Source organism: Pseudomonas syringae group sp. J254-4 (assembly GCF_032586855.1).
GTDB lineage: Bacteria > Pseudomonadota > Gammaproteobacteria > Pseudomonadales > Pseudomonadaceae > Aquipseudomonas > Aquipseudomonas amygdali.
Window position 1 is genome coordinate 1 of record NZ_JAWHOO010000021.1, and the last position, 24,469, is coordinate 24,469.

Annotated in this window: 19 protein-coding genes; 18 read left to right on the forward strand and 1 reads right to left on the reverse strand. The window is 59.6% G+C overall.

Features of this window, described 5'->3' with window-relative positions:
* A partial coding sequence (locus RYB09_RS21360) for a toxin VasX (protein WP_316890108.1) occupies window positions 1-1,030 on the reverse strand: 1,030 nt, incomplete at its 3' end.
* Between the two features lie 458 nt (window positions 1,031-1,488).
* On the opposite strand from RYB09_RS21360, the gene RYB09_RS21365 reads away from it, so the two are divergent.
* From RYB09_RS21365 to RYB09_RS21450, 18 genes are all read left to right on the forward strand, one after another.
* Entirely contained in the window at window positions 1,489-3,066 is a 1,578-nt protein-coding gene (locus RYB09_RS21365) for an ABC transporter substrate-binding protein (RefSeq protein WP_057402987.1), read from the forward strand.
* A gap of 20 nt (window positions 3,067-3,086) precedes the next feature.
* A complete protein-coding gene (locus RYB09_RS21370) occupies window positions 3,087-4,097 on the forward strand; it encodes an ABC transporter permease (RefSeq protein ID WP_044345200.1) in 1,011 nt (336 codons plus the stop codon).
* A complete protein-coding gene (locus RYB09_RS21375; RefSeq protein WP_002553740.1) occupies window positions 4,094-4,948 on the forward strand; it encodes an ABC transporter permease in 855 nt (284 codons plus the stop codon). The genes RYB09_RS21370 and RYB09_RS21375 overlap by 4 nt, the downstream gene beginning before the upstream one ends.
* A complete protein-coding gene (locus tag RYB09_RS21380; RefSeq protein ID WP_058408604.1) occupies window positions 4,938-5,786 on the forward strand; it encodes an ABC transporter ATP-binding protein in 849 nt (282 codons plus the stop codon). Before RYB09_RS21375 ends, RYB09_RS21380 begins: the two co-directional genes overlap by 11 nt.
* 68 nt (window positions 5,787-5,854) lie before the next feature.
* Window positions 5,855-6,499 (forward strand): ABC transporter ATP-binding protein, encoded by a 645-nt coding sequence (locus tag RYB09_RS21385; protein WP_404944467.1) that lies wholly within the window; start codon window positions 5,855-5,857, stop codon window positions 6,497-6,499.
* Window positions 6,500-6,731: 232 nt separating this feature from the next.
* Complete coding sequence (locus RYB09_RS21390; protein ID WP_058401339.1) at window positions 6,732-7,241, forward strand: sigma-70 family RNA polymerase sigma factor; 510 nt, start codon at window positions 6,732-6,734, stop codon at window positions 7,239-7,241.
* Window positions 7,238-8,203, forward strand: coding sequence for a FecR domain-containing protein (locus RYB09_RS21395; protein WP_316890110.1), 966 nt, complete (start codon window positions 7,238-7,240; stop codon window positions 8,201-8,203). The genes RYB09_RS21390 and RYB09_RS21395 overlap by 4 nt, the downstream gene beginning before the upstream one ends.
* 69 nt (window positions 8,204-8,272) lie before the next feature.
* Window positions 8,273-10,681 carry a TonB-dependent receptor gene (locus RYB09_RS21400; RefSeq protein ID WP_005734304.1) on the forward strand — a complete coding sequence of 803 codons (2,409 nt, stop codon included), beginning with the start codon at window positions 8,273-8,275 and terminating at the stop codon, window positions 10,679-10,681.
* 344 nt (window positions 10,682-11,025) lie between these two features.
* The gene (locus RYB09_RS21405; RefSeq protein ID WP_057402982.1) at window positions 11,026-12,402 is read left to right on the forward strand and encodes a diaminobutyrate--2-oxoglutarate transaminase; all 1,377 of its coding nucleotides are present in this window, start codon (window positions 11,026-11,028) and stop codon (window positions 12,400-12,402) included.
* Between the two features lie 216 nt (window positions 12,403-12,618).
* A complete protein-coding gene (locus RYB09_RS21410) occupies window positions 12,619-14,403 on the forward strand; it encodes an IucA/IucC family protein (protein ID WP_057402981.1) in 1,785 nt (594 codons plus the stop codon).
* Window positions 14,396-15,604, forward strand: a complete 1,209-nt coding sequence (locus RYB09_RS21415; RefSeq protein WP_316890114.1) for a type III PLP-dependent enzyme — start codon at window positions 14,396-14,398, stop codon at window positions 15,602-15,604. Before RYB09_RS21410 ends, RYB09_RS21415 begins: the two co-directional genes overlap by 8 nt.
* Window positions 15,601-17,007, forward strand: coding sequence for a DHA2 family efflux MFS transporter permease subunit (locus RYB09_RS21420; protein WP_316890116.1), 1,407 nt, complete (start codon window positions 15,601-15,603; stop codon window positions 17,005-17,007). Before RYB09_RS21415 ends, RYB09_RS21420 begins: the two co-directional genes overlap by 4 nt.
* Window positions 17,008-17,028: 21 nt before the next feature.
* Window positions 17,029-18,882 carry an IucA/IucC family protein gene (locus tag RYB09_RS21425; RefSeq protein ID WP_316890118.1) on the forward strand — a complete coding sequence of 618 codons (1,854 nt, stop codon included), beginning with the start codon at window positions 17,029-17,031 and terminating at the stop codon, window positions 18,880-18,882.
* A complete protein-coding gene (locus RYB09_RS21430; protein WP_316890120.1) occupies window positions 18,882-19,655 on the forward strand; it encodes an HpcH/HpaI aldolase family protein in 774 nt (257 codons plus the stop codon). Before RYB09_RS21425 ends, RYB09_RS21430 begins: the two co-directional genes overlap by 1 nt.
* Window positions 19,656-19,659: 4 nt before the next feature.
* Window positions 19,660-21,543, forward strand: coding sequence for an IucA/IucC family protein (locus tag RYB09_RS21435; RefSeq protein WP_316890121.1), 1,884 nt, complete (start codon window positions 19,660-19,662; stop codon window positions 21,541-21,543).
* Window positions 21,533-22,453 (forward strand): ABC transporter substrate-binding protein, encoded by a 921-nt coding sequence (locus tag RYB09_RS21440; RefSeq protein ID WP_230018748.1) that lies wholly within the window; start codon window positions 21,533-21,535, stop codon window positions 22,451-22,453. The genes RYB09_RS21435 and RYB09_RS21440 overlap by 11 nt, the downstream gene beginning before the upstream one ends.
* Entirely contained in the window at window positions 22,450-23,439 is a 990-nt protein-coding gene (locus RYB09_RS21445) for a FecCD family ABC transporter permease (RefSeq protein WP_230018750.1), read from the forward strand. The genes RYB09_RS21440 and RYB09_RS21445 overlap by 4 nt, the downstream gene beginning before the upstream one ends.
* Window positions 23,432-24,463 carry an iron ABC transporter permease gene (locus RYB09_RS21450; RefSeq protein ID WP_316890126.1) on the forward strand — a complete coding sequence of 344 codons (1,032 nt, stop codon included), beginning with the start codon at window positions 23,432-23,434 and terminating at the stop codon, window positions 24,461-24,463. Before RYB09_RS21445 ends, RYB09_RS21450 begins: the two co-directional genes overlap by 8 nt.
* The last annotated feature ends 6 nt before the right edge of the window (window positions 24,464-24,469 follow it).

Sequence of the window (24,469 nt, forward strand, 5' to 3'; positions counted from 1 at the left end):
GCCTGACATCCTGCACAGCAACACCTCTGCCAGCCTGAGCGAGAAATGCCTTGGCTTCTCTGAAGGACTCGACCGGATACTGCCCCGACAGATCACACAGATACCGCGCCGGATGATCGAGCAGCCTTTCATAACCAGGCTGGCGGGTGCGCTGCGGTGCAGCCAGGCTGACCGGAAACGCGTTGTATTGCAGATTCAGCCGGGTCGCCTTGATCGGGGCGATGAGCGCCTGGGCGACAGGGTTTTTGGCATCAAAGCCGGAAAACGCATCGAGCATCGCCTTGCCATCGGGCTTGCCCTTGTACAGGTCCTTGAAGCGCATTTTCGACCCGCTCAGGTCTGGGCTGTTGCAGCGCTGATTTCTTGAAGCCGCGTCTTTTTCCAGACGCTCAAGGCGTGCCGCGCTGAGCTGTATTTCCGAGAAACACAACTGTAGCGTCTGCACGTGCCGGTTGTTCCAGAGTGCCGGCAGCCAGATGTCCTCAAGCGCCTGGCCAGTGGCCTTGCGCTCGCCCGCTAAAAACCCGCTTTGCTGACGATATCGGGCCACGTCGATGTCGTGATACGTGTTGCCGGTTTCGCTGACGTGGATCTCCAGCTCGCGCCACAGCTTCTCCTGATAAAACACGTACACATAACCCGCGCGAGCCAGCACCGGTGTACCCATGTCGTCCACCGTTTTCGAACCGGGCAATGCCACGAACGGTAATACCGGAACGATCTGGTTGAACTGCGCATCGGCCTGTCGCGGCGTGACTTTCGTGCCACTGAGCAACGGCAGGCGAATCGGCTCGCCTTCAAGGGTCGCGATTTGCAGATCAAGACGCCCGCCGTCGATGTGATCCCAGACTTTCAGGGTGCTGCTGAACAGCTCGTTTACCAGCCTTTCCGATTTGGCTTGATAGATTCGATTGCCATCAGGGCCGACCAGCAAAACCTGCTGCTGGTCCGAGTGCTTCTTGCCCACGATCTGGACGATCAGTTTGTCCATTTCGCAGGATGGTCCAGCGCTCAGGCTGCCGTTGGTCATTGTGTGAATTCCCTGCTCTGGCGTTGGTAATCGATACCGTCGAGGCCCAGACATAAACGAACAGTTGGGCTAGTTGAATGCCATGAAAGCTAACAAGAACAGTGCCAAATATTTTTTACTTATTTAAATCAAAAGGTTAGGAGTTAAATTTGAGTCGAGAGTGATTTTTCAGTCGAAAATCCAATAAAACCTGCGCGAGATTCTGCGTGCGATTACGAGATGTTGCGCAACGCCGTCAAAGCGCCGCTAAGCGAGGCTCGCAAGCGCTTAAGTGATCTAAAGCGACCGCTGATTGCGCAACCTATTGCGCACCACTCCCCAAACCGCAACGCAGCCCTATCCCCGAGCGTCTCAACCCGGAAAAACGTTCTAAGTTAATGACTAAACAGTCTTTTTTATATTACCAAATGCGCTATATCGTCATTCCCCAATAACTCAAGCTCATAAGGGAATTCACGATGCGGCGTCTGACAGCTCTGGCTATGGCAATCACAATCAGCGGTTCAGCCTGGGCTGCAACGCCCCCGGATACGTTGGTGGTGGCGCGCTCGATAGACGACATTGCCAGCCTGGACCCCGCCGAAAGTTTTGAAATTACCGCGACCAATACCCTGGCCAATATCTATCAGCGCTTACTTGAGCCAGACCGGCAGAACCCGGCCAGCCTGGTGCCTGCCCTGGCATCCAGATGGAAGGCGGGTGACGACGACAAGAGTCTGGTTTTCGAACTGCGTGACGGTGCCAGATTTGCCTCGGGCAACAGTGTTCGCCCGGAAGACGTCATTTACTCACTGAGCCGCGTGGTCAAACTGAACAAGTCGCCTGCATTCATCCTGGGTGAGTTGGGCTGGACGGCGGAAAACGTCGACAGCTTCCTGACCCGGGTGGATGACCAGCATGTGAAGATTTCCTGGCCAGCAGCGGTAGGCAGTTCATTTGCGTTGAGCATTCTGTCTGCGACGCCAGTGGGCTTCATTGTCGACGCGGTAGAGGTCGGCAAGCATACGAAAGACGCTGATCTGGGCAACGGCTGGCTGAAAAATCATTCAGCCGGTACGGGTTCCTATGCGCTGCGCAGCTACGTGCCGCACGAGGCGCTGGTTCTTCAGGCCAATCCTAATGCCATCAAGGCCCCCAAGCTGAAAACAGTAATCCTCAAGAACGTCACTGACCCGGCAACCCGACGTCTGTTGGTGGTGCAGGGCGATGCTGACCTTGCGTTCGATCTGGGCGCAGACCAGTTCAGCGCTCTGGAAAAGCAGAAGGGCGTCAGTGTGCAGCGATTCCCGTCCTCAATGATCTATTACCTGGCCATCAACAGTGGCAGCACGCAGGCGCCTGCACTGAAGAACCCGGCGTTCTGGGAAGCTGCTCGCTGGCTGGTTGATTATCAGGGCATTTCCAAAAATCTGTTGAAAAACCAGTACAGCGTCCACCAGGCATTCCTCCCTGAGGGCGTCATCGGCTCGCTGGTCGACAAACCGTTCAAACTGGACGTCGATAAAGCCAAGGCCGCCTTAAAAACGGGTGGTATTGCCGAAGGCACGAAAATCGAACTCAATGTGTTCAATCAACCTCCCTACACAGATATTGCCCAGGCGCTGCAAGCCAGTTTTGCCAAAGCCGGCATAGAGATTTCAGTGCGTCCGCTGGTAGAAAGCGAGCTACTGGCGAAAATGCGCGCCCGGGACTTTCAGCTGATCTTCACCTACTGGGGGATGGATTATCTGGATCCTCACTCTAACGCGAGCGCCTTCACTTACAACGTCGCCAACGGTCCGAAAACCATCGCCTGGCGCACTCAGTGGGATATCCCGCAACTGAGCCAGGAAACCCGCACGGCTGCTGCCGAACGTGACCCGCAAAAACGTGTTGCGCTGTATACCGACCTGCAAAAAACTGTGCAGCAAAGCTCGCCATTTGTCGTGGCGCTGCAAGGTCAGAACCAGGTCGCGGTACATGACGGCGTGCAAGGTGTGTTACAGAACATCACCGTTTCGCTGCCGTATTTTGATCAGGTGAGCAAAAGCAAGTGAGAGCAGGGGCTTCACGCAGAGTGAAAGTGGCGGCCAGCGGACTGTTGTCGTTGTCGATAACACTGATCGGCCTGTTGTTCTTCACATTCATGCTGACCACTCTATCGCCAGTCGATCCGGCGCTAAGGATTGCTGGCGATCACGCCAGCGAATCGTCGCTGGCCCAGGTTCGAACCGATCTGGGCCTTGATCAACCTTGGCCAGCGCGGTTCGGTCGATATCTGGACAACCTGGGGCAAGGAGATCTTGGGGTTTCCATTACCTCCGGGCAGCCCGTGCTGGAAGGTTTGAGCCGTGCGCTGCCAGCCACACTTGAGCTCGCGACCCTGGCCATTCTGCTGGGCAGTACCCTCGGCCTGTCATTGGGCCTGCTGGCAGCGTGGCGGCCGGGAGGCTGGGTTGACGGGCTGGTGCGGCTGGTCTCGCTGATTGGCTATTCGGTGCCGATCTTTTGGCTCGGTCTGCTGATGCTCCTGCTGTTCTACGCCAGGCTGCAATGGACTGGCGGGCCAGGCCGTCTGGACGATTCGTACCTGTACACCCTTGAATTGAGCAGTGGATTGATGTTGTGGGACACCTGGCGCTCTGGCGAAAGCGGCGCGCTGGCCAACGCCTTCAGTCATCTGGTCTTGCCTGTTCTAGTCCTGGCGTTTTACTCGATGGCAGGCATTTGCCGCATGACACGCTCCGCGCTGCTGGGAGAAATGGGCAAGGAGTACGTCGTGACTGCGCTGGCCAAGGGGGCGGGACGTGGTCGGGTGCTGTTGCGCCATGTGTTGCCGAACGTTGCCGGGACGCTGGTGGTCGTCGTTGCCCTGTCTTACGCCAGTCTTCTCGAAGGCTCGATTCTCACCGAGACGGTCTTCGCCTGGCCGGGTATCGGCCGCTACCTCACCACGGCGTTGTTTGCCGGTGACGTACCAGCGATCCTCGGTAGCACGCTGGTTATCGGACTCTGTTTTGTGGTCGTCAACGGCATCGCCGATGTGCTGGCTGGCATGATCGATCCGCGAACACGGGGGGTGTCATGAGTGTTTCCGTAGCGTTCGACAATATAGTGGCTCGCAGCGGATGGCGTCGCTCACCCGCATTACTCATCGGCGCGTCGATTATCGGGGTGCTGGTACTTGTGGCGTTGCTGGCGCCGCTGTTGAGTGGTTTTGATCCCAATACGCAGAATATTCAGGAGCGTCTGCTGCCGCCGTCTGCCACCCACTGGCTGGGCACCGATGCGTTTGGCCGGGATCTGTTCACACGCCTGCTTTACGGCACACGCCCGACCTTGCTGCTGGTAACGCTGGTATTGCTGCTGACCTTGCCCATCGGTTTGCTGGTGGGCGTTACTGCCGGCTTTTACGGCGGCTGGGCCGAGCGAATCCTGATGCGCCTGACCGACATAATCATGGCCTTTCCGCAATTGGTGCTGGCCTTGGCGTTTGTCGCAATTCTGGGGCCGGGCCTGCTCAACGGGGCACTGGCACTGTCGCTCACGGCATGGCCCGCGTATGCCCGTCAGGCAAGGGCGGAAACCAGTGTATTGCGCAACAGCGACTATCTGGCCGCAGCTCACTTGCAGGGCATACGTGGCATGCGTCTGTTGATCGGTCACGTCCTGCCGCTGTGCCTGCCTTCGGTGATCGTGCGTGTAGCACTGAACCTGGGCGGCATCATTCTGGCCGCCGCAGGGCTGGGATTTCTTGGCCTGGGTGTCGAGCCACCGACTGCGGAATGGGGCTCGATGGTTGCCGACGGCAGCCGGGTCATCTTTGATCAGTGGTGGGTCGCCGCTGCACCGGGAATCGCGATATTGCTGACGAGCCTGTCTTTCAACCTGCTGGGCGACGGTCTGCGCGATGTACTGGATCCTCGTCATGACTCATGAACAATCGCTGTTGAACGTGCAGGGCTTGCGGATCGGTTTTCCAGGCTCGGGCCCGGAACTGATCGAGGTGGTCAAGGGGATCGATTTCACTGTGGGCACTGAAAAGGTCGCGCTGGTGGGTGAGTCCGGCTCGGGCAAGTCACTCACCGCGCGTGCGTTGCTGGGGCTTGTCGCATGCCCCGGTCAGGTGACCGCCGAACACATGAGCCTGGCAGGCGATGACCTGCGCAGCCTTACGGCAAAGCAATGGCAGGGCCTGCGCGGTACTCGTCTGTCACTGGTGTTGCAGGACCCCAGGTATTCGCTCAACCCGGTGCTCAGGGTCGGCACTCAGGTTGAAGAGGCGCTGGTGTTGCATACCCGGCTGGGACGCCGTGAGCGTCGCGAAAAAGTACTCGACATGCTGGAGGCTGTAGGCTTGCCCAACCCGCTGGCGCTGTATGACAGCTACCCCCACGAACTGTCCGGCGGCATGGGGCAGCGGGTGATGCTCGCCGCAATGCTGATCAATGATCCGCGCCTTTTGATTGCCGACGAACCCACCTCGGCACTCGACAGCGGCCTGCGCGATCAGATTCTGGAGTTGATTCTGGGCCTTGTCGAACAACGCAACATGGGGTTACTGCTGATCAGTCATGATCTGCCTCTGGTGGCGAAATATTGTGACCGGGCGCTGGTCATGTACCGCGGGCGGATTGTCGACCGATGCAACGCCGCCGAACTGGCAACTGCCAGTAACCCCTACACGCAGACGCTATGGCGCTGTCAGCCCTCTGCTCTGACCTATGGTCAGGCACTTGCGACCCTTGATCGCAAACTAATGGAGGCGCTGCCATGAGCGTGGTGGATATCAATGAACTGACGGTAAGCTTCAAGCGTGGCCTGCATGCCTTTACTGCACTGCAGATGGCAGAGTTGAGAATCGAACCGGGCGAATGCTTCGGTCTGATCGGCGCGTCAGGCTCTGGCAAGTCGACTTTGCTGCGAGTACTCGCCGGCCTCCAGCGCGACTGGCAGGGCAGTGTGAACCTGTTCGGGCAGCCGCTTCACGCGCAGCAAGCCTTCACGGGAACCTTGCGTCAGCAGGTGCAGATGGTGTTTCAGGACCCTTATGCATCATTGCATCCGCTGCACCGGATCCGCCGCAGCCTGCGCGAGCCGCGGCAGATCAACGGCCTTCCTTTCGACGAGGCCAATCTGGTTGCTTCGATGGAACAGGTGGGCCTGTCGGGTGACATGCTCGATCGCTACCCGCATCAACTGTCCGGCGGCCAGCGTCAGCGCGTTGCCATCGTTCGTGCGCTGCAATTGAATCCAGCACTGTTGTTGCTGGACGAACCGACCTCGGCGCTGGACATGACCGTTCAGGCGGAAATACTCAATCTTCTCCAGGCCCTGCGTCGCGACACGGGCATGACCATGATTCTGGTCAGTCACGACATGAATACCATTGCCCATTTGTGTGACAGGGCACTGTTGATCCGCGAGGGACGTGTCGAGCGACATCTTGATCGTGCGGCACTTGGCGTATTGGCGGGGGCGAACCACTGATCGATTTCCCGGAAGAAATTTACGTCGAAAGTGGTACAAAAAAGATACACATCGCGTTTATTTGTCGCTCGAGTGAATCACTTGTATACAGCGCAGATCAACGCATTGCGGACCAATGACCCCGATTTTACGCAGCGGCGGCGGGCTTTTTGAAAAAAAGAGCGTGGACTCGGGATATAACACTAATTAGAATCAGTCTCATTTGGCGCACCCATCGCTCAAGGCTTTTGACATGACTGAAGCAGCGACGCTATCACAGCAGACCTTGCATTCCCTTTACCGCGATCATCATGGCTGGCTGGAAAGCTGGTTGCGTAAACGCATGGGCAATGCCTGGGATGCTGCGGACCTGAGTCAGGATACGTTCCTGCGTGTACTGTCCAGCTCTCAGCAGATCGCCGATATGCAGGAGCCACGCGCGTACCTGCTGACCGTTGGCAAGCGCCTGCTCAGTAATTTCTATACTCGCCGCAGCCTGGAACAGGCTTATCTTGAAGCGCTGGCGCAGTTGCCTGAAGACAGCGTGCCGTCCCCCGAACAGCGCTGGCTGCTGCTGGAAACCCTGCAGGCGCTGGACGAGTTGCTCGATGGCCTGTCGGCAGTGGTGCGTCGTGCGTTTCTCTGGAGCCAGCTCGAGGGGCTGGGGTATCGGGAAATCGCAGAGCGCCTGGATGTTTCTGAACGCACCGTCAAACGCTATATGGCGCAAGCCTACGAACACTGCCTGCTGGTGGATTGGTGATTCGCTCGGCACCTTCTAACGAAGAACGCGAGGTAGTACGCAGGGCGGCGCAGTGGCTGGCGCTTCTGGAATCCGGCGGCGCCAGCGAAGAAGATCACGCCATGCTGCAGCACTGGCGCGACAGCTCTGCCAGTCATGAGCGCGCCTGGCAAAAGGCGCAACAGCTGCGGCAGCGTTTTTTCGGCCTGCCTGCCAATCTGGCTATGGCCACTCTGGATCGTCCCGACAAGGCAAGGCGCGCGGCGCTCAAACGGGCGTTGGGCGCTGTAGCGCTGGTCCCGACCGCCTGGCTGGTGGGCCGTCAGCTGCCGCTGGATGTCTGGCGTGCCGACCTGCAAACCTCCGTCGGCGAGCACAAGCGTCTGTCCCTGGCCGATGGCAGCACTTTGCAACTGAACACCGACAGCGCGGTGAATGTTGATCTGGGTGCACGTCGAGTCACCCTTGTGCGTGGCGAGATAGCACTCAAGGTGCCGGGCAGGGCAGCACTGACCATCGAGGGCCCCTACGGGCGCGTCGTGGTCAGTCGGAGTGAAGTCTGTGTACGTCTCAACGACAGCGATTGCCGTGTATCGGTGGTCAGCGGCTCGGTGCAACTCTATCCGCTGCAGGGGCCGGTGCTGGCATTGCATGCGCAACAGCAGGTCAGCCTCAAACACGATGGTGCCGGGCCTGTCAGCGCCTTCGACGCCTTGCTGCCCGGCTGGCGCGACGATGTATTGACCGCGCAGAACCAGTCTCTGGGTGATTTCCTGCGCGAGCTTGGCCGCTACCGCCCCGGTTTGCTGCGCTGGGAACCGGCACTTGAAGCCCTGCGAGTGACGGGCAGTTTCAGGCTCGACAATACCGACCGCGTGCTTTCGTTACTGGCTGCCAGCCTGCCGGTGGACGTGCAGATGCGGACCCGCTACTGGGTCACGCTGGTACCTCGAAAAAACATTTCGACAAAAAATAATGCGTGAAGCTGTCCCTTTTTTTTGTCTCGCTGGTCATTTCAGGTAAGTGCACAAAAAATACGAGAGTTTCCCTCTATGTCCGCAGTGTCTTCCTACCGTTTGCGTCCGCTTTTGCATTTCAGCCTGTTGCTGACGTTGAGTTCCAGTCCGTTGTTTGCCTCGACCAGTTGGGCCGAAACCTCGGGCAAACGTGCCTATGAGGTGCCGGCTGGCAGTCTGAGCGCCGCGCTCACCCGCTTTGCCGGTCAGGCCGGGGTCAACCTTTCGGTAGACCCTGCGCTGGTGAACGGTCGAAACAGTTCGGGGTTGTCCGGCGAATTCGCGGTCGAGGAAGGCTTTGCGCGCTTGCTGCAAGGTTCCGGTCTGCAACTGGTACCCGTCGGAGAGCAGGCTTACACGCTGATCCCGGCACCTGACAGCGCGAGCGCAGGCCTGCAACTCGCACCCACCTCGATTGTCGGTGACAGCGGCTCTACCGATGGCCAGGAATACGCAGGCGGCCAAGTGGCACGCAAAGGCTCGCAAGGCATGCTGGGTTCGCGGGACTTCATGGAAACGCCCTTCAGCATGACCACCTATACCAAGGACGCGGTGAAAAACCAGCAGGCCCGTACCCTTGGCGACCTGATTGCCAGCGACCCGTCGGTGCGTGCCACTAACCCTGCTGGCGGGCGTTACGAACAGTTCACCATTCGCGGCTTCAGCCTGTTCAATAGCGACGTCTCATACAACGGCTTGTACGGCATCCTGCCCACATACACCATCGACATGGAAATGGCCGAGCGGGTAGACATACTCAAGGGCCCAAGCCAGCTGATTAATGGCATTTCGCCGCGCGGCAGTGTCGGCGGGGGGATCAACGTGGTCCCCAAGCGCGCAACGGATAAACCCATCACCGAGCTGACCACCAGCTATGCGTCCAAGGGGCAGGCAGGCGCGGCGGTGGATGTGGCCCGTCGCTTTGGCGAGGACGACAAGTTCGGTATCCGTTTCAATGGCGTGAAGCAGTCTGGCGACACTGAATGGGATCATCAGAGCGTTGATCGCGATATGGCCGTACTGGGCCTGGATTTCCGCGGCGACCGCCTGCGCCTGTCGACGGATATCGGGCACACCGAGCGCGATACCGATGCCCCGCAGGAGCGCGTACAGGTGGGTGCCAATGCGAAGGTGCCCAACGCCAACGATGTTCGCGACAACTATGCGCAGTCCTGGAGCAAGGCGCGCACCAAGGATACCTTCGGCGCAGTGAATGCCGAATATGACCTCAGCGACTCGGTGATGCTGTACGGCGGTGTCGGCGCGCGCAAAAGTAACCATGACTTCCTGCGCCATGCGGTATCGGTCACCAACGACGCAGGTGACTTCAGCGTTCAGCCGCGCGACTTCACCCGCGACGAAAATGTTCGCACAGCCACTGCCGGCGCACGCAGCTGGTTCAATACCGGACCGGTCAGCCACGAGGTCAATCTGGCTGCCAGCTATTTCTACATGGACTTTGAAAACGGTGGTGCACGCTACGCAGCCGCGCCGAGCAATCTCTACAATCCGGTCGACACGCCGACACCCTCCAACCCTACGCGGGCCGACTCCAAGGTTTACACCGAGAACCGCTTCAGCGGTGTGGCCCTGACCGACACACTGGGCTTTTTCGATGACCGCCTGCTGCTGACACTCGGTGCCCGCTGGCAGCGAGTCAAGGTTGATGACTGGACCGACAACGTCAAGGGCGACACCTCCTACGACGAGGAAAAGGTCTCACCTTCAGGCGGCATTCTGTACAAAGTGACCGACGACTTCTCGGTATATGCCAACTACATGGAAGGCTTGAGCCAGGGCAAGATCGCGCCGTCGACGTCGGTGAACGAAGACCAGATCTTCCCGCCTTTCGTCAGCCGCCAGATCGAGGTCGGGGCCAAATATGACCTGGGGTCATACGCCTTCACTGCCAGCGTATTCCGTATCAAGCAACCGGCCTACGAGACCAACACAACCTCGCGCGTCTTCGGCCCGAACGGCAAGCGCCGCAACGACGGCGTCGAGCTGACCATGTTCGGCGAACCGCTCAAGGGCTTCCGTCTGCTGGGCGGGGTGATGTACATCGACAGCGAGCTGACCAATACCGTCAACGGCACGTTCGATGGCAATCGCGCACCTGCCACCCCCGAGTACAACGTCAATCTGGGCGCAGAATGGGACGTGCCGAGCGTCAAGGGCCTGACCCTGACCGGGCGGGGTATCTACACCAGCTCGCAGTACCTGGACCAGGCCAACAGCAAAAGCATCGATTCTTCCGAGCGCTTCGACGTGGGCGCGCGGTATGCGTTCAAGGTCGATCAGAAGGACATCACACTGCGGGCCAATGTCGAGAACGTCATGAACAAGTATTACTGGAGTTCGGCCGGAGCGTCGGATGACAGCGAGCCGGGCCTGACCCTGTCGACACCCCGGACCTATCTGCTGTCAGCGACTATCGGGTTCTGAGTCGACCGCGACGCCCAGGGAAGGGCTCACTCGCGTAGTAAACTAACTGGCAGTCCTCATCGAGGAATAACGTATGCGGCTATTAAATAATTAACCTGAGTATGAGCATAGAAGAGTCTGTTATATAAGACTCTCTTTAGGTGCTTTACATAAATAACAATCGTCCCACTGAGTGATAGCACTTTGAATGACTCCGACTTATAGGGCGGCGTATTCGTGTGCCTGGTTACTTTTTAAGTAAGCAATAACGTTCATTTAAATTTCATCTTGTTTTTTGAAACAACGGGTTGCACTTTCAAGGAAATGATAATAGTTTGCATCCAGCATTTAGCGAGGACTAACCGATGTTGAATAATGGCTTATTGCAGTCTACTACGTCGCAGAAAACCAATGCCAACTATCTGGACAGGCAGAGCAGATTTGAATCCAATGTAAGAAGTTACCCGCGGAAGTTGCCATTGGCCATCGCCAAGGCACATGGCGTATGGGTCACTGATGTTGAAGGCACCACGTATCTGGACTGCCTGGCCGGTGCCGGAACACTGGCTCTGGGTCACAATCACGAAGCTATCATGGCCAGTCTCGACAGCTTCCTGACGTCTGGAATGCCGATGCACACCCTTGACCTGACCACCGCGGTCAAGGATGCCTTCAGCGAGACGCTGCTGAGCCTGCTGCCGGGCCAGGGACGCGATTACTGCCTGCAGTTCTGCGGGCCGTCCGGTGCCGATGCTGTCGAAGCAGCGATCAAGCTGGCCAAGACTGCCACCGGTCGCCATAACATCATCAGCTTTTCCGGCGCTTACCACGGCATGACTCACGGTGCTCTGGCATTGACCGGCAACACCGCGCCGAAAAATGCCGTCACCAACCTGATGCCCGGCGTGCAATTCCTGCCGTACCCTCATGAGTACCGGTGCCCGTTGGGTATTGGCGGTGAAGCCGGCACCGAGGCGCTGAGTTACTACTTCACCCAGTTCATCGAAGACGTGGAAAGTGGCGTGTCGCTCCCGGCCGCCGTGATTCTGGAGGCGGTGCAGGGCGAAGGGGGGGTCAATCCAGCGCCCGCTGCATGGCTGCAGCAGATTCGCGAAGTGACCCGCAAGCACGGCATTCTGCTGATTCTGGATGAAGTACAGGCCGGCTTCGGCCGTACCGGCAAGATGTTCGCCTTCGAACACGCCGGGATCGAGCCCGATGTCATCGTCATGTCCAAGGCAGTCGGTGGCGGCCTGCCGTTGGCCGTGCTCGGCTTCAAGCGCGAGTTCGACGCCTGGGCTCCGGGCAATCACGCGGGTACTTTCCGCGGCAATCAGATGGCGATGGCCACCGGCCTCGCGACCCTTGAAGTGCTGCAACGGCAAAACCTCGCTGCCCAGGCCGCAAAACGCGGTGACTGGCTCAAGGCACAGCTTGGCCTTTTGCAGCAACGTTATCCGATGATGGGCCAGGTGCGCGGACGCGGGCTGATGCTCGGCATCGAGATTGTCGATGAGCGCAAACCGGCGGACCGCCTCGGCAGCTTGCCAATGGACCCGGAACTGGCCGTTGCCATTCAGCAGCACTGTTTCAAACAGGGGCTGTTACTTGAGCGCGGCGGCCGAAATGGCAACGTGATTCGTTTGCTGCCGCCGCTGATCATTACCGAAGAACAATGCCAACTGGTCATACAGCGATTCGAGGACGCCCTCAAGGCTGCACTGGCCCAGTTGCGCAAGTAAGCAGTAATAGCAATGACGTTATCACCGCGCTTGAAACAGAACACGCACACAACGTTTGACTGAGCGAACCCATTGCACGTCGTGCAGAGATTATCAATTGGCTTGTTGCAGACAATAAGCCACACCGACAGTTAAGCCGTTGTGCCACAAGCGATAGATCAACGCTTGTTGCGACGTCACTTAAACAGTAAGCGTCAAGGCGACTGTGGAGCAGACATGACTAATACCGATCGCACCGTTTTATCAAACATGGTGAGCGAGCTGGCAACCACTCGTGCATTACTTAATTGCCTGATCAAGGAGTTCGCACTGCCTGAACAGTGCCTTCATTACACCTGGCCCCAGGGCATGCAAGGTATTGCGCCGGGCAGTTTCGTGGATGGCGGGCAATGGAAGGGCATTCCACTCACCATCAGCCTGCCCAATGAGCAGCAGTTTTTCGTGCTGGTGGACCGCCGCGACCATCTGGGCAGCCATCGTTACCTGTCCGATGTCTACGCACGCAACGGCAACAGTACCTGGCGCTGCCTGGCTTTTGCCGAATTTGCCCAGCAGTTGCTGACGGCGTGTGAGCACATGACCCGGGCCAGCAACGACGAACTGCTCGATCAGGTTCTGCAAAGCCAGCACCTGACCGCTGCCATCGTGGCGCACAACATGACCGGCCAGCACCCGGCACCGCTGAGCGGTTATCTGGCCAGCGAACAGGGCCTGTGGTTCGGCCATCCCAATCACCCGGCACCCAAGGCGCGTCTGTGGCCTGAGCATCTGGCGCAGGAGACCTACGCCCCGGAGTTTCAGGCGCAGACCGCGTTGCATCTGTTCGAAGTGCCGCTGGACGGGCTGCGAGTCACCTCCAATGGCTTGAGCGAAGCCGAGGTGATGTCAGGGTTCGCGGATCAATCGCGGGCCAGGCCCGGGCATGCGCTGATCTGCATGCATCCGGTACAGGCGCAATTGTTCATGCAGGACCGTCGCGTGCAAAGGCTGCTTGAGCTGGGGGACATCTCGGACCTGGGGGCCAGTGGCCTGCTGGCCAGCCCGACGGCTTCGATGCGCACCTGGTACATCGAAGGGCATGACTACTTCATCAAGGGCTCACTGAATGTGCGCATTACCAACTGCGTCAGGAAAAACGCCTGGTACGAACTGGAAAGCACGCTGATCATCGACGAATTGTTTCAGCGCTTGCAGCAGACACGGCCAGAAACCCTAGGCGGTCTGTCCACCGTGGCCGAACCCGGCTCCATGAGCTGGGCACCCAAAGGCGCCAGCGAGAGCGACGGCCACTGGTTCCGCGAGCAGACCGGCGCCATTCTGCGCGAGAACTTCTGTCGTCGTTCCGGCGCTGATTCAAGCGTGATGGCGGGCACCTTGTTTGCGCGTGATCTGCGTTCGCGGCCTTTGGTGCACGACTTCCTTGAGCGTTTCAACGGCGGTGAACTTGAGGACCCGCACCTGCTGGACTGGTTCGATGAATACCAGGCCTTGCTGCTGCGCCCGGTCATGGCGCTGTTCTTCAATCATGGCATCGTGATGGAGCCGCATTTGCAGAATGCGGTGCTGATTCACGATAACGGACGCCCTCAGCAGCTGCTGTTACGCGACTTCGAAGGCGTCAAGCTGACCGATGAACTGGGCATCAAGGCTATTCAGGTCGGTCTGCATCCGCGAATTCGGCAGTCATTGCTCTACACCCGCGAACAAGGCTGGAATCGCATCACCTATTGCCTGCTGATCAACAACCTGTCCGAGGCCGTGCTCGCCTTGAGCTGGGAGCGTCCGCACCTGGCGCCGCTGATGTGGCAGCGGGTCGAGCGGCAGTTGCAACGCATCCGCGACGAGTTGGTGCTACCTGCGCCAGAGCTGGACGCGCTGATTGCCGGCCAGTCGATTGCCTGCAAGACCAACCTCAAGGTTCGACTCGCCGCCAAGGCCGACCGTGAGGCCAACTATGTCCGCCTCGCCTCACCATGGGCCAAGGAGGCGCGTTATGCGTAAGTTGCCGGAAACCGTACTGGCCGCCATCAAAAAAGCTCAGGCACTGGAAACCGACCCGCTGGCGGCTTTCGTCTACGATCTGGATGCGTTGCAACAGCATGTCACTGATGTCATGGCCGCGCTGCCTGCGGGCGTCGAGCTGTATTACGCGATTAAAGCCAACAGCGAAGCATTGATGCTGGAAACCCTCGCGCCGCTGGTCAGTGGCTTTGAAATCTCTTCGGGGGGCGAGATCGAGCGTGTGATGGCCTGCCCGACACGCAAACCCTACGTGTTCTCAGGCCCTGGCAAGCTGGATTCCGATTTGCGCTCGGCGTTGCTGAACAAGGTTGAAGCCATCCATCTGGAAAGCCTCAACGAAATTGCGCGTCTGCAACAGCTGGCAGAAGAAACCGGGCGCGTGCAGCCGGTGTTTGTGCGCATTAACCCTCAGTTGCCAGCCGCGCAGTCGAGCAAGCTGGCGATGGCCGGCACCGCCACACCGTTCGGCATTGACGAAGCCGATCTGGCCGAAGCGGTCAGGCGCGTAGACAGCGCCAGCCACCTGACGCTCAAGGGGTTCCATGTACACGCCATGTCGCATCAGATGTCGGTTGAGCGTCATGAGCAGTTGCTGGATTTCTACCTGCAGCGCTGGCAGGAATGGAAAGCACTGGCCAGCTACCCGGAGCAGTTGACCCATTTCAACGTCGGCGGCGGCATTGGCGTCGATTATCTGAACAGTCAGCAGTTCGACTGGCAGCGCCTGTGCCGCTATCTGGAAAAACGCCTGGGCGAGCAGCGTGACGCGCCGATCCTGCGCTTTGAGCCAGGACGTTTCATCAGCGCCTATTGCGGCTATTACGCCATCGAGGTGCTGGACAGCAAAACCAGCCACGGCGAGCACTTTCTGGTCTGCCGCGGCGGCACTCACCAGTTTCGTCTGCCGGTTGCGCAAGGCCATGACCATCCGGTTATCCATGTGCCGTGTGCGCCAGCGACGGGCGCATCTGAGGAGCAGGCCTACACCGTGGTCGGCCAGTTGTGTACGCCAAAGGACGTATTGAGTCGCCGGCAGCCGCTCAAAGGCGTGAACATCGGCGATCTGCTGGTGTTGCCGCTGGCAGGGGCTTACGGCTACAACATCTCCCATGTCGATTTTCTCTGCCACCCAAGACCGGTACAGCACTTTGTGCGCAACGGCGAACGGGTTCGCACATGAGTCTGAACGTCCCACGCCGTTGGGTAGTGTTCAATGTGCTGCTCGGTACGCTGACTGTCAGCCTTAGCAATAGCTCGCTCAACCCGGCGCTGCCAACCTTCATGGAGGCGTTTCAGGTCGGTCCGTTGCTGGCCACCTGGATCGTTGCAGGGTTCATGACCAGCATGGGCATGACCATGCCGCTGACCAGTTTTCTCAGTCAGCGCATTGGCCGCAAACGCCTGTACCTGTGGGGCGTGGCGCTGTTCATCGGTGGCTCCCTGCTGGGCGCGCTGGCCAACTCCATCGCATTGGTGATCACTGCGCGAGTGGTGCAGGGCATCGCCAGCGGGTTGATGATCCCACTGTCGCTGGCGATCATTTTCTCCGTGTATGAAAAGCATGAGCGGGGCAGGGTGACCGGGCTCTGGAGCGCAGCGGTAATGCTCGCTCCGGCATTGGGGCCACTGTGCGGCAGCCTGATGCTGGAGTGGTTCAGCTGGCGCTCGCTGTTCCTGATGAATGTGCCCATCGGCCTGCTGGCCTTGCTGTTGGGCGTCGGCGTGCTGCCAGACTCGGAGCCTGTCGAGCGCAAACCGTTCGACCTGATCGGCTATTTGCTGGTTGCCTCGGGCATCGGCTTGCTGATGATCGCCATCAGCCGCATGCATCACGCCCAAGCGCTGCTCGACCCGTTCAATCAGGGCATGGTGCTGGTCGCCGTGGCCTGTCTGATTGCTTTCGTCAGGGTCGAGTTGAGTCGCAAGGCGCCGCTGCTGAATCTACGTCTGTTCAACCTGCGCGGTTACCGTCTGAGCGTGATCGTTGCCGTCGTGCAGTCGGTCGGCATGTTCGAATGCCTGGTCCTGTTGCCGCTGCTGGTGCAGACGGTACTGGGCTACAACCCGATCTGGACCGGCCTGGCCCTGCTGTGTACCGCCGCGTTCGCCAGCCTGTTCGGGCAGTGGGGTGGCAAGGCGCTGGACCGTCATGGTCCGCGCACCGTAGTCGCCATCGGCCTGCTGCTGACCGGTGCTTCAACCCTGGCGCTGGGCATGCTCAAGGCGGATACGGCGATCGGCGTGGTGTTCGTGCTGATGATGATTCGTGGCACAGGCCTCGGGCTGTCCTACATGCCGGTGACGACGGCTGGACTCAATGCCTTGCCTGAGCCGATGGTCACGCAGGGCGCTGCGATGAACAACATTTCCCGCCGTCTTGTGGCGTCGCTGGCAATTGTCATCGCCTCGCTGTGGCTGGAATTTCGCCTGAACACTGCGGGACCGGCCGCCACGCCTTCGGCCATCAATGAAGTCTTCATTGCCACCGGCCTGCTGATCCTGCTGGCACTGCCGTGTGCCTGGCGTTTCCCCCTTAACGACGAACGCACCGAGGCACAGCCCGGCGCGGTCGAACCCCGATAATTTTTCGTTCGAGGTATGAACATGGCTACCCCTTTACCGCTGAAACGCAACACCGTTTCACCCTCAACGGCCACCGGTGCCTGGCTGGCTGATATCAACCCCGAGCGCTACCAACAAGTACAGCGCCGGGTAATCGGTCAATTGCTGCAAACCTTGCTGTACGAGGCTGCACTGCCTTATCGATGCGAGCCGCTGGACGATCATCGGCATCGTTTCACCGTCGCTGTCAGTGATGGCGTGGAGTACCACTGCGAAGGCCTGCTGAGTGCCAGCTTTGAGCTGATCCGCCTCGATCACGCCACCCTTGAACGCTTGAGCAGCGCAGGTGAGCGTAGCGTGCCGGATGTGCATCTGGCGTTGACCGAGCTGCTCAGCCCGTTCAAGGACAGCCCGCATCTGGCACGCTTCATCCAGGAAATCGAGCAGACCCAGCTCAAGGACCTGCAAGCGCGCAGTCAGGGTTATCAGCCCGCAAAACCCGCACATGAGCTGGACGTTGACGCTTTGGAGCAGCACTTCATGGACGCCCACAGCTACCACCCGTGCTACAAGTCACGGATCGGTTTTTCGTTGGCTGACAACCGTCACTACGGGCCCGAATTTGCCACGCCGTTCGGGGTGGTCTGGCTGGCAGTGGCGAAGTCGAGCGCGTCGGTCGGTCATTCGCGCAACATGGATTTCCAGGCGTTTGTCCGCCAGGAGCTGGGCACACAGCGCTGGCAGGAAATTTCCCGGGACCTGGCCGCGCAGGGCAAATCCATTGACGATTATCAACTGATGCCAGTGCATCCGTGGCAATGGGACAACGTCACGGTGTCGACTTTCTACCCGGAACTGGCCAGCGGCGAGCTGGTTTACCTGGGCACCTCTACCGACGTCTACAAGGCTCAGCAGTCGATTCGTACACTGGCCAATGCCAGCCAGCCCAAACGACCTTACGTCAAACTGGCGATGAGCATGACCAACACCTCCAGCACGCGCATTCTGGCGCGGCATACGGTGCTCAATGGTCCGATCATCACCGACTGGCTGCACCAGTTGATCGCCACCGACAGCACTGCGCGTGCGCTGGATTTTGTGATTCTCGGCGAAGTTGCCGGTGTCAGTTACGACTATCGCCACCTGCCGGAAGCGCGCTCGGCGCAGACTTACGGCACGCTGGGTGCAATCTGGCGCGAAAGCCTGCATCAGTACCTCAAGGACGATGAGCAGGCCGTACCGTTCAATGGCTTGAGCCATGTGGAAAACCGTTATGGCGACGGCGCGCAGGCACCGTTCATCGATGCGTGGATCCGCCAGTACGGCCTCAAGGAATGGACCCGGCAATTGCTGCAGGTCACGGTGCCTCCGATCATCCATATGCTCTACGCCGAAGGCATCGGCATGGAGTCTCACGGTCAAAATATCGTGCTTATCGTCAAGCAGGGCTGGCCGCAGCGTATCGCCCTCAAGGACTTCCACGACGGTGTGCGTTACTCACCCGCGCATCTGGGCCGCCCTGAACTGTGTCCGGAGCTGGTCCCGCTGCCCGACAGCCACGCGAAACTCAACCGTAACTCGTTCATCATTACCGATGACGTGAATGCGGTACGCGACTTCTCCTGCGACTGTTTCTTCTTCATCTGCCTGGCCGAAATGGCGATCTTCCTGCGCCAGCAATACCAGCTGGATGAGGCGCTGTTCTGGCAGATGACCGCCGACGTCATTCTCGACTACCAGCGTGCGCACCCGCAGCATCGCGAGCGCTTCGAGCTGTTTGACGTCTTCGCACCGTCCTATGAAGTGGAAGAACTGACCAAGCGCCGCCTGCTGGGTGACGGTGAGCGTCGCTTCCGCTCGGTGCCTAACCCGCTGCATACCTACAGGCCGCAATGATGCTGAGGACCAATACACTCAAGAGCAGACTTGGCAGCGGACACCCTGTGTACGGGCTGATCAGTTCGATCCCGGCCCCGGCCGCCATCGAGTTGATCGCCGAGGCCGGTTTCGACTTCGTGATCATCGACATGGAACACGTGCTGATCAACCCGGAAACCGTGGAGAACATGATCCGTGTTGCAGAGAGCTACGCCCTCACGCCATTGGTGCGGGTCGCCGATCTCAATCCGAAAACCCTGCTGCGCCTGCTCGATGGCGGTGCGCAGGGCATCGTTTTGCCGATGATCGAGAGCCCCGAGCAACTGGCGGATGCCATTGCCGCCTGCAAGTACCACCCGCTGGGCCGCCGCAGCCTCAACGCCGGTCGTCCCGGCTCGTTCGGCAAGCACAGCCTGGCGCAGTACGTGGAAGCTGCCAATCAACAGATCATGGTAGTGGCGATGATCGAAAGCGCCGAAGGCGTGCGCCGCGCCGCCGAGATTGCCAATGTGCCTGGGCTGGACATGATTCTGGAGGGGGCCGCAGACCTGTCGCAGTCATTGGGCATGCCGTGGCAGATCGATCAACCCGATGTACAACAAGCGTTGCTGGCCACCTGGCAAGCCACCAAGGCAGCAGGCGTCGCCTATTGCACCATTCCCCGGAAAGACGGCGACGCTGCCCGCTGGCAGGCTCGCGGCGTCAATGCCTTTGTCCTCGGCGATGAGCGCGGCATTGCCTTTCGCGCACTTCAGGCGCGTCTGGCCCAACATTCAGCAGAAGGAAAATAATCCGATGAACTTCACTTCACTCGCCGCTGACCTGGTCATGCAGGATCTGGTCGATTGCCTGCTGGCTGAAGATTTCTTTGGCCGCGAGCCATTGAGCCTGCAGGACACCGCTCACTGGCAAGCGCGCCACCCGCAAGCCCCAAAACTTGAAGGGCAGAGCAGCACACAGCAAATCTGGGAATGGTGCTGCGATGACTCGGAGCAGCGCTTCATCAGCGTCGCGCTGCGCCCAGGCATTACTCAACAATGGGAGAAAGTGCCCGGCACGCCGGTGCTGGGCCGTCAGGTTGAGCGCTGGACGCAGTTGTCCCCGGAAGAGTTCATGAAATGGGTGTTTGCCGGTAAAGCAACGCTGCTTCAGGACAGCGAGCGTCAGGACAATGAAAAGGGCATAGCGCTGTTTCTGGATGTATTGCGCATCAGTGTCTGGCAGACCGCGTTGTCGCTGGACCATAAAGTCGACGAGCACAACCTGATGGCACAGGACGGCGCTACGTTCTTCAGGACGATGGAGCAGTGGGCTTCGCTGCGTGATCGCCCATACCATCCACTGGCCAAAGCCAAGCAAGGGTTGAACGAGCAGGAATACCAGCAGTATCAGGCCGAGTTTGCCCGGCCGGTGGCGCTGAACTGGGTCGCCGTCGACAAAACCTTGCTGCAATGCGGTGACGGAGTAGGGGATTTGAACGAATCTTTCCCTACCCGCCACCTGCTGCCAGAGAATCTGCAAGCAGTCCTCAAGCAGGAACTGCAACAGCGTGGCATTGCCGACAGTCACGTTGCGCTGCCGGTTCATCCGTGGCAATTCGAGCATGTTCTGCAGGTCCAGCTGGGCGATGCGTTCGCCAGGGGCGATTGCCAACGTCTGGCCTTCAGCGAGGCCGCGGTATACGCCACCTCATCGCTGCGTTCGATGACGCCGTGCTTCGACAGCCCCGATTACCTCAAATTGCCCATGGCGATCTATTCGCTCGGCGCGTCCCGCTACCTGCCAGCAGTGAAAATGATCAATGGCGGGCTGAGTGAAAAACTGTTGCGTCAGGTTGTCGACAAGGATGAAACCCTCAGCCGCTCGCTGCACCTGTGCGATGAGCGCAAATGGTGGGCGTTCATGCCACCCCAGGCCACTCTGTTCGACGAAGGTCCCCGGCACCTTTCGGCGATGGTGCGAGGCTATCCGGCAGCCTTGCTCGACGATCCGGACTGCCGCCTGCTGCCGATGGCGGCGCTGGGTACACCGTTGCCAGGCAGCAATCGGCATTTCTTCGATGAGTGGATGGACTATCGCGACCTGCCGCGCAATCAGGCTTCGGTACTCACGCTGTTCCGCGAGCTGAGCCACAGTTTCTTCGACATTAACCTGCGCATGTTCCGCCTGGGCATGCTCGGCGAGGTTCATGGCCAGAACGCAGTCATGGTCTGGAAAGCCGGCGAAGCACAAGGGCTGTTGTTGCGCGACCACGACTCGTTGCGTATTTTCGTGCCCTGGCTTGAGCGTAACGGCATGCGCGACCCGGAATATCGAATCAAGAAAGGCCATGCCAATACGCTTTATCATGACCGCCCTGAAGACCTGTTGTTCTGGCTGCAGACACTGGGCATTCAGGTAAACGTGCGGGCAATCATGGATACTCTTGCCCAGGTGTATGAGGTACCGGTAACAGCGCTGTGGACGGTATTGCGCGATGTTCTGGATAATCTCATTACAACCATCGAATTTGACGACGAGGCGCGTGCCATGATCAGGCATCAACTGTTCGAAGCCCCCAACTGGCCGCAGAAACTCTTGCTTACACCCATGATCGAGCGCGCAGGCGGGCCGGGCAGCATGCCGTTCGGCAAGGGCGAGGTGGTCAACCCGTTCCACAGGTTGCGCCGTGCAACCTGACCAACCTTTGCATCCTTCGCGGCGCACGGTATTGCGCCTGTCATTGGGGTTACTGGCGCTGCCCGGCATTGCCTGGGCAGAGCCATTGCGTGCAACGCCACCAAGAGTCGTCACGCTGTTTCAGGGGGCGTCCGACAGCGCCGTGGCCCTGGGCGTGACGCCGTGCGGCGTGGTGGATTCCTGGAGCGAAAAACCGATGTACCGCTACCTGCGCCCGGCGCTGGCGGCGGTGCCGCATGTGGGCCTGGAAACCCAGCCTAGCCTTGAAGATATCGTGCTGCTCAAGCCCGATCTGATCGTCGCATCACGCTTTCGCCATCAACGCATCGCGCCGTTGCTTGAGCAGATCAGCCCCGTGCTGATGCTGGAAGAGGTGTTCGAGTTCAAGCGCACCCTGGCGATGATGGGCGCTGCCATGCTGCGTCAACAGCAGGCCATGGACCTGCTGGGCCAATGGCAACAGCGTGTGACGGCGGTGCGCAGCCGGTTGCAGGAGAAGTTTGCCGGGCGCTGGCCGATCACCGTGTCGGTGCTCGACATTCGTGAAGATCATATCCGCAGCTATCTGCCTGCCAGCTTTGCAGGTTCGGTGCTGACCGAACTGGGCTTCGCCTGGACGCCCGCTGCCCGCGAAGCAACGGGCGTTTCCCTTAAACTCAGCAGCAAAGAGAGTTTGCCTGTGGTCGATGCCGACCTGTTTTTCATTTTTCAGCGCGCGGACAGCAAAGCCGCGCAGCAAAACTACGACAAGCTGGTCCGACACCCGTTCTGGCAACAGTTGCGCGCGGCGCAGGACGGCCAGGTATGGCGCGTGGATGCCGTTGCCTGGAGCCTGTCCGGTGGCATTCTGGGTGCCAACCGCATGCTCGATGAAATCGCTCGCGTGGCCATGGCGGATAGTCCCTCATGACCGCTGCGGTAAAACTGGGTCTGGGACTGTTGGTGTTGATAGCGTGCATGGGATTGAGCCTGGCAACCGGAGCCACCTGGATATCGCCCTCTGCGATTGTCCGCAGTGTGTGGCAGCCCGATGCGCTTAGCACTATCGAGCATGTGCTGCTCGATACGCGCCTGACGCGAACCCTGATGGCCATCGCCGTGGGTTCCAGTCTGGCGGTTGCTGGCGCGCTGATGCAGGCACTGACGCGCAACCCGCTGGCCTCGCCCGGTCTGTTCGGCATCAATGCCGGGGCGACGTTTTCGATCATTGCCTGTTCGTCGTTGTTTGCGCTTTCGTCCATGAGCCAGTGGCTGTGGTGCGCGTTCATTGGCGCGGCGGTAGCAGGGACTATTGTCTGGATAATCGGCAACCGCGGGCAGGGCAGTCTCAACCCATTGCGAATTGTGTTGGCCGGTGCGGCTATCACCGCGCTGTTTACCGCGTTCAGTCAAGCGTTGCTGGTGGTCAATCAGGACGGTCTGGACACCGTATTGTTCTGGCTGGCCGGTTCCTTGTCGGAACGCGATCTGGCCACCGCCGCGCCATTACTGGTATGCGTAGTTGTGGCACTGGCCGGGTCACTGGTGCTGGCCGGGCAGGTCAACGTGCTCAACACCGGAGAAGCCATCGCAACCGCACTGGGCCAGCGTACAGGGTTGATTCGCCTGCTGATGAGCATCGTGATCATTGCCCTGGCGGGCAGTGCCGTGGCGTTGGCCGGGAGCATTGGTTTCATCGGGCTGCTGGTGCCGCACATGGTACGCAAGACACTGTCCATCGATCATCGCTGGCTGCTGCCCGGCTGCGCGTTGCTGGGCGCAACGCTGTTGCTGCTGGCCGATACGCTGGCGCGGGTGGTGATCGTGCCTCAGGAAGTGCCGGTGGGCGTGATGACTGCACTGTTCGGCGCGCCGTTCTTTATTGCGCTGGTTCGCCGGGGGGCACGTTATGGATAGGCATCTGACCCTGCGCTACTGCGGTTTTTCCCGGCAGTTCAGCCTGACTGCATTGATACGTCTGTTGATCGGCGCAACGCTGACATTGCTGATCGCTCTGGGCTCGCTGGCCGTGGGCAAAATCAACCTGTCGCCCGCGACCCTTTTGAATGTTTTTACCGGTCAGGCGGATGCAAGTCTGGTCTTCATCGTCGAACAACTGCGCATGCCCCGGCTGGTGCTGGCAGCACTCGTCGGCGCGGCACTGGCGGTGTCCGGGCTGATCCTGCAAAGCATCATCCGCAATCCGCTGGCTTCGCCGGACCTGTTGGGTATCACCAGCGGTGCCAGCGCGGCGGCAGTGCTGTATCTGTCATTCTTCTCGGCTGCTTTGGGGGCGCAATTTCTGCCCTTGGCGGCGATCTGCGGTGCAGGTCTTGCCGCACTGGTCATCTATCTGCTGGCGTGGAATCAGGGCGCTTCACCATTGCGCATGGTGCTGATCGGGGTAGGGGTGTCGGCCCTGCTGGCAGCAGTGACGACGTTCGTTCTGGTGTTCAGCCCGCTGACCACCACCTTGTCGGCTTATGTCTGGCTGACCGGGAGCGTGTATGGTGCCAGTTGGCCGGAGCCCCGCGCCCTGGCGGGCTGGCTGGCGCTGACTTTACCGCTGCTGGTGCTGCTCGCCCGCCAGGTGCGCATGCAGCAGCTCGATGATGATCTGGCTCAGGGCATCGGTGTGCGCGTGCAATGGCTGCGCGCCGGGCTGCTGCTGGTGAGTGTTGCGCTTGCAGGTCTGGCGGTTGCGTGGGGCGGGGCGATTGCCTTTGTCGGCCTGATTGCGCCGCACATTGGCAAACGCCTGATGCCACCGGGGTTTACCGGGCAGGCGCTGATGGCGGCGCTGATCGGTGCCAACCTGGTAATGCTCGCCGACCTGGCCGGGCGCACGCTGTTCCTGCCGCTGGACCTGCCCGCAGGGATTTTTGTCGCGGTTCTGGGCACACCGTTTTTTCTCTACTTATTGATCAACCAGCGGCATTAAGGAATT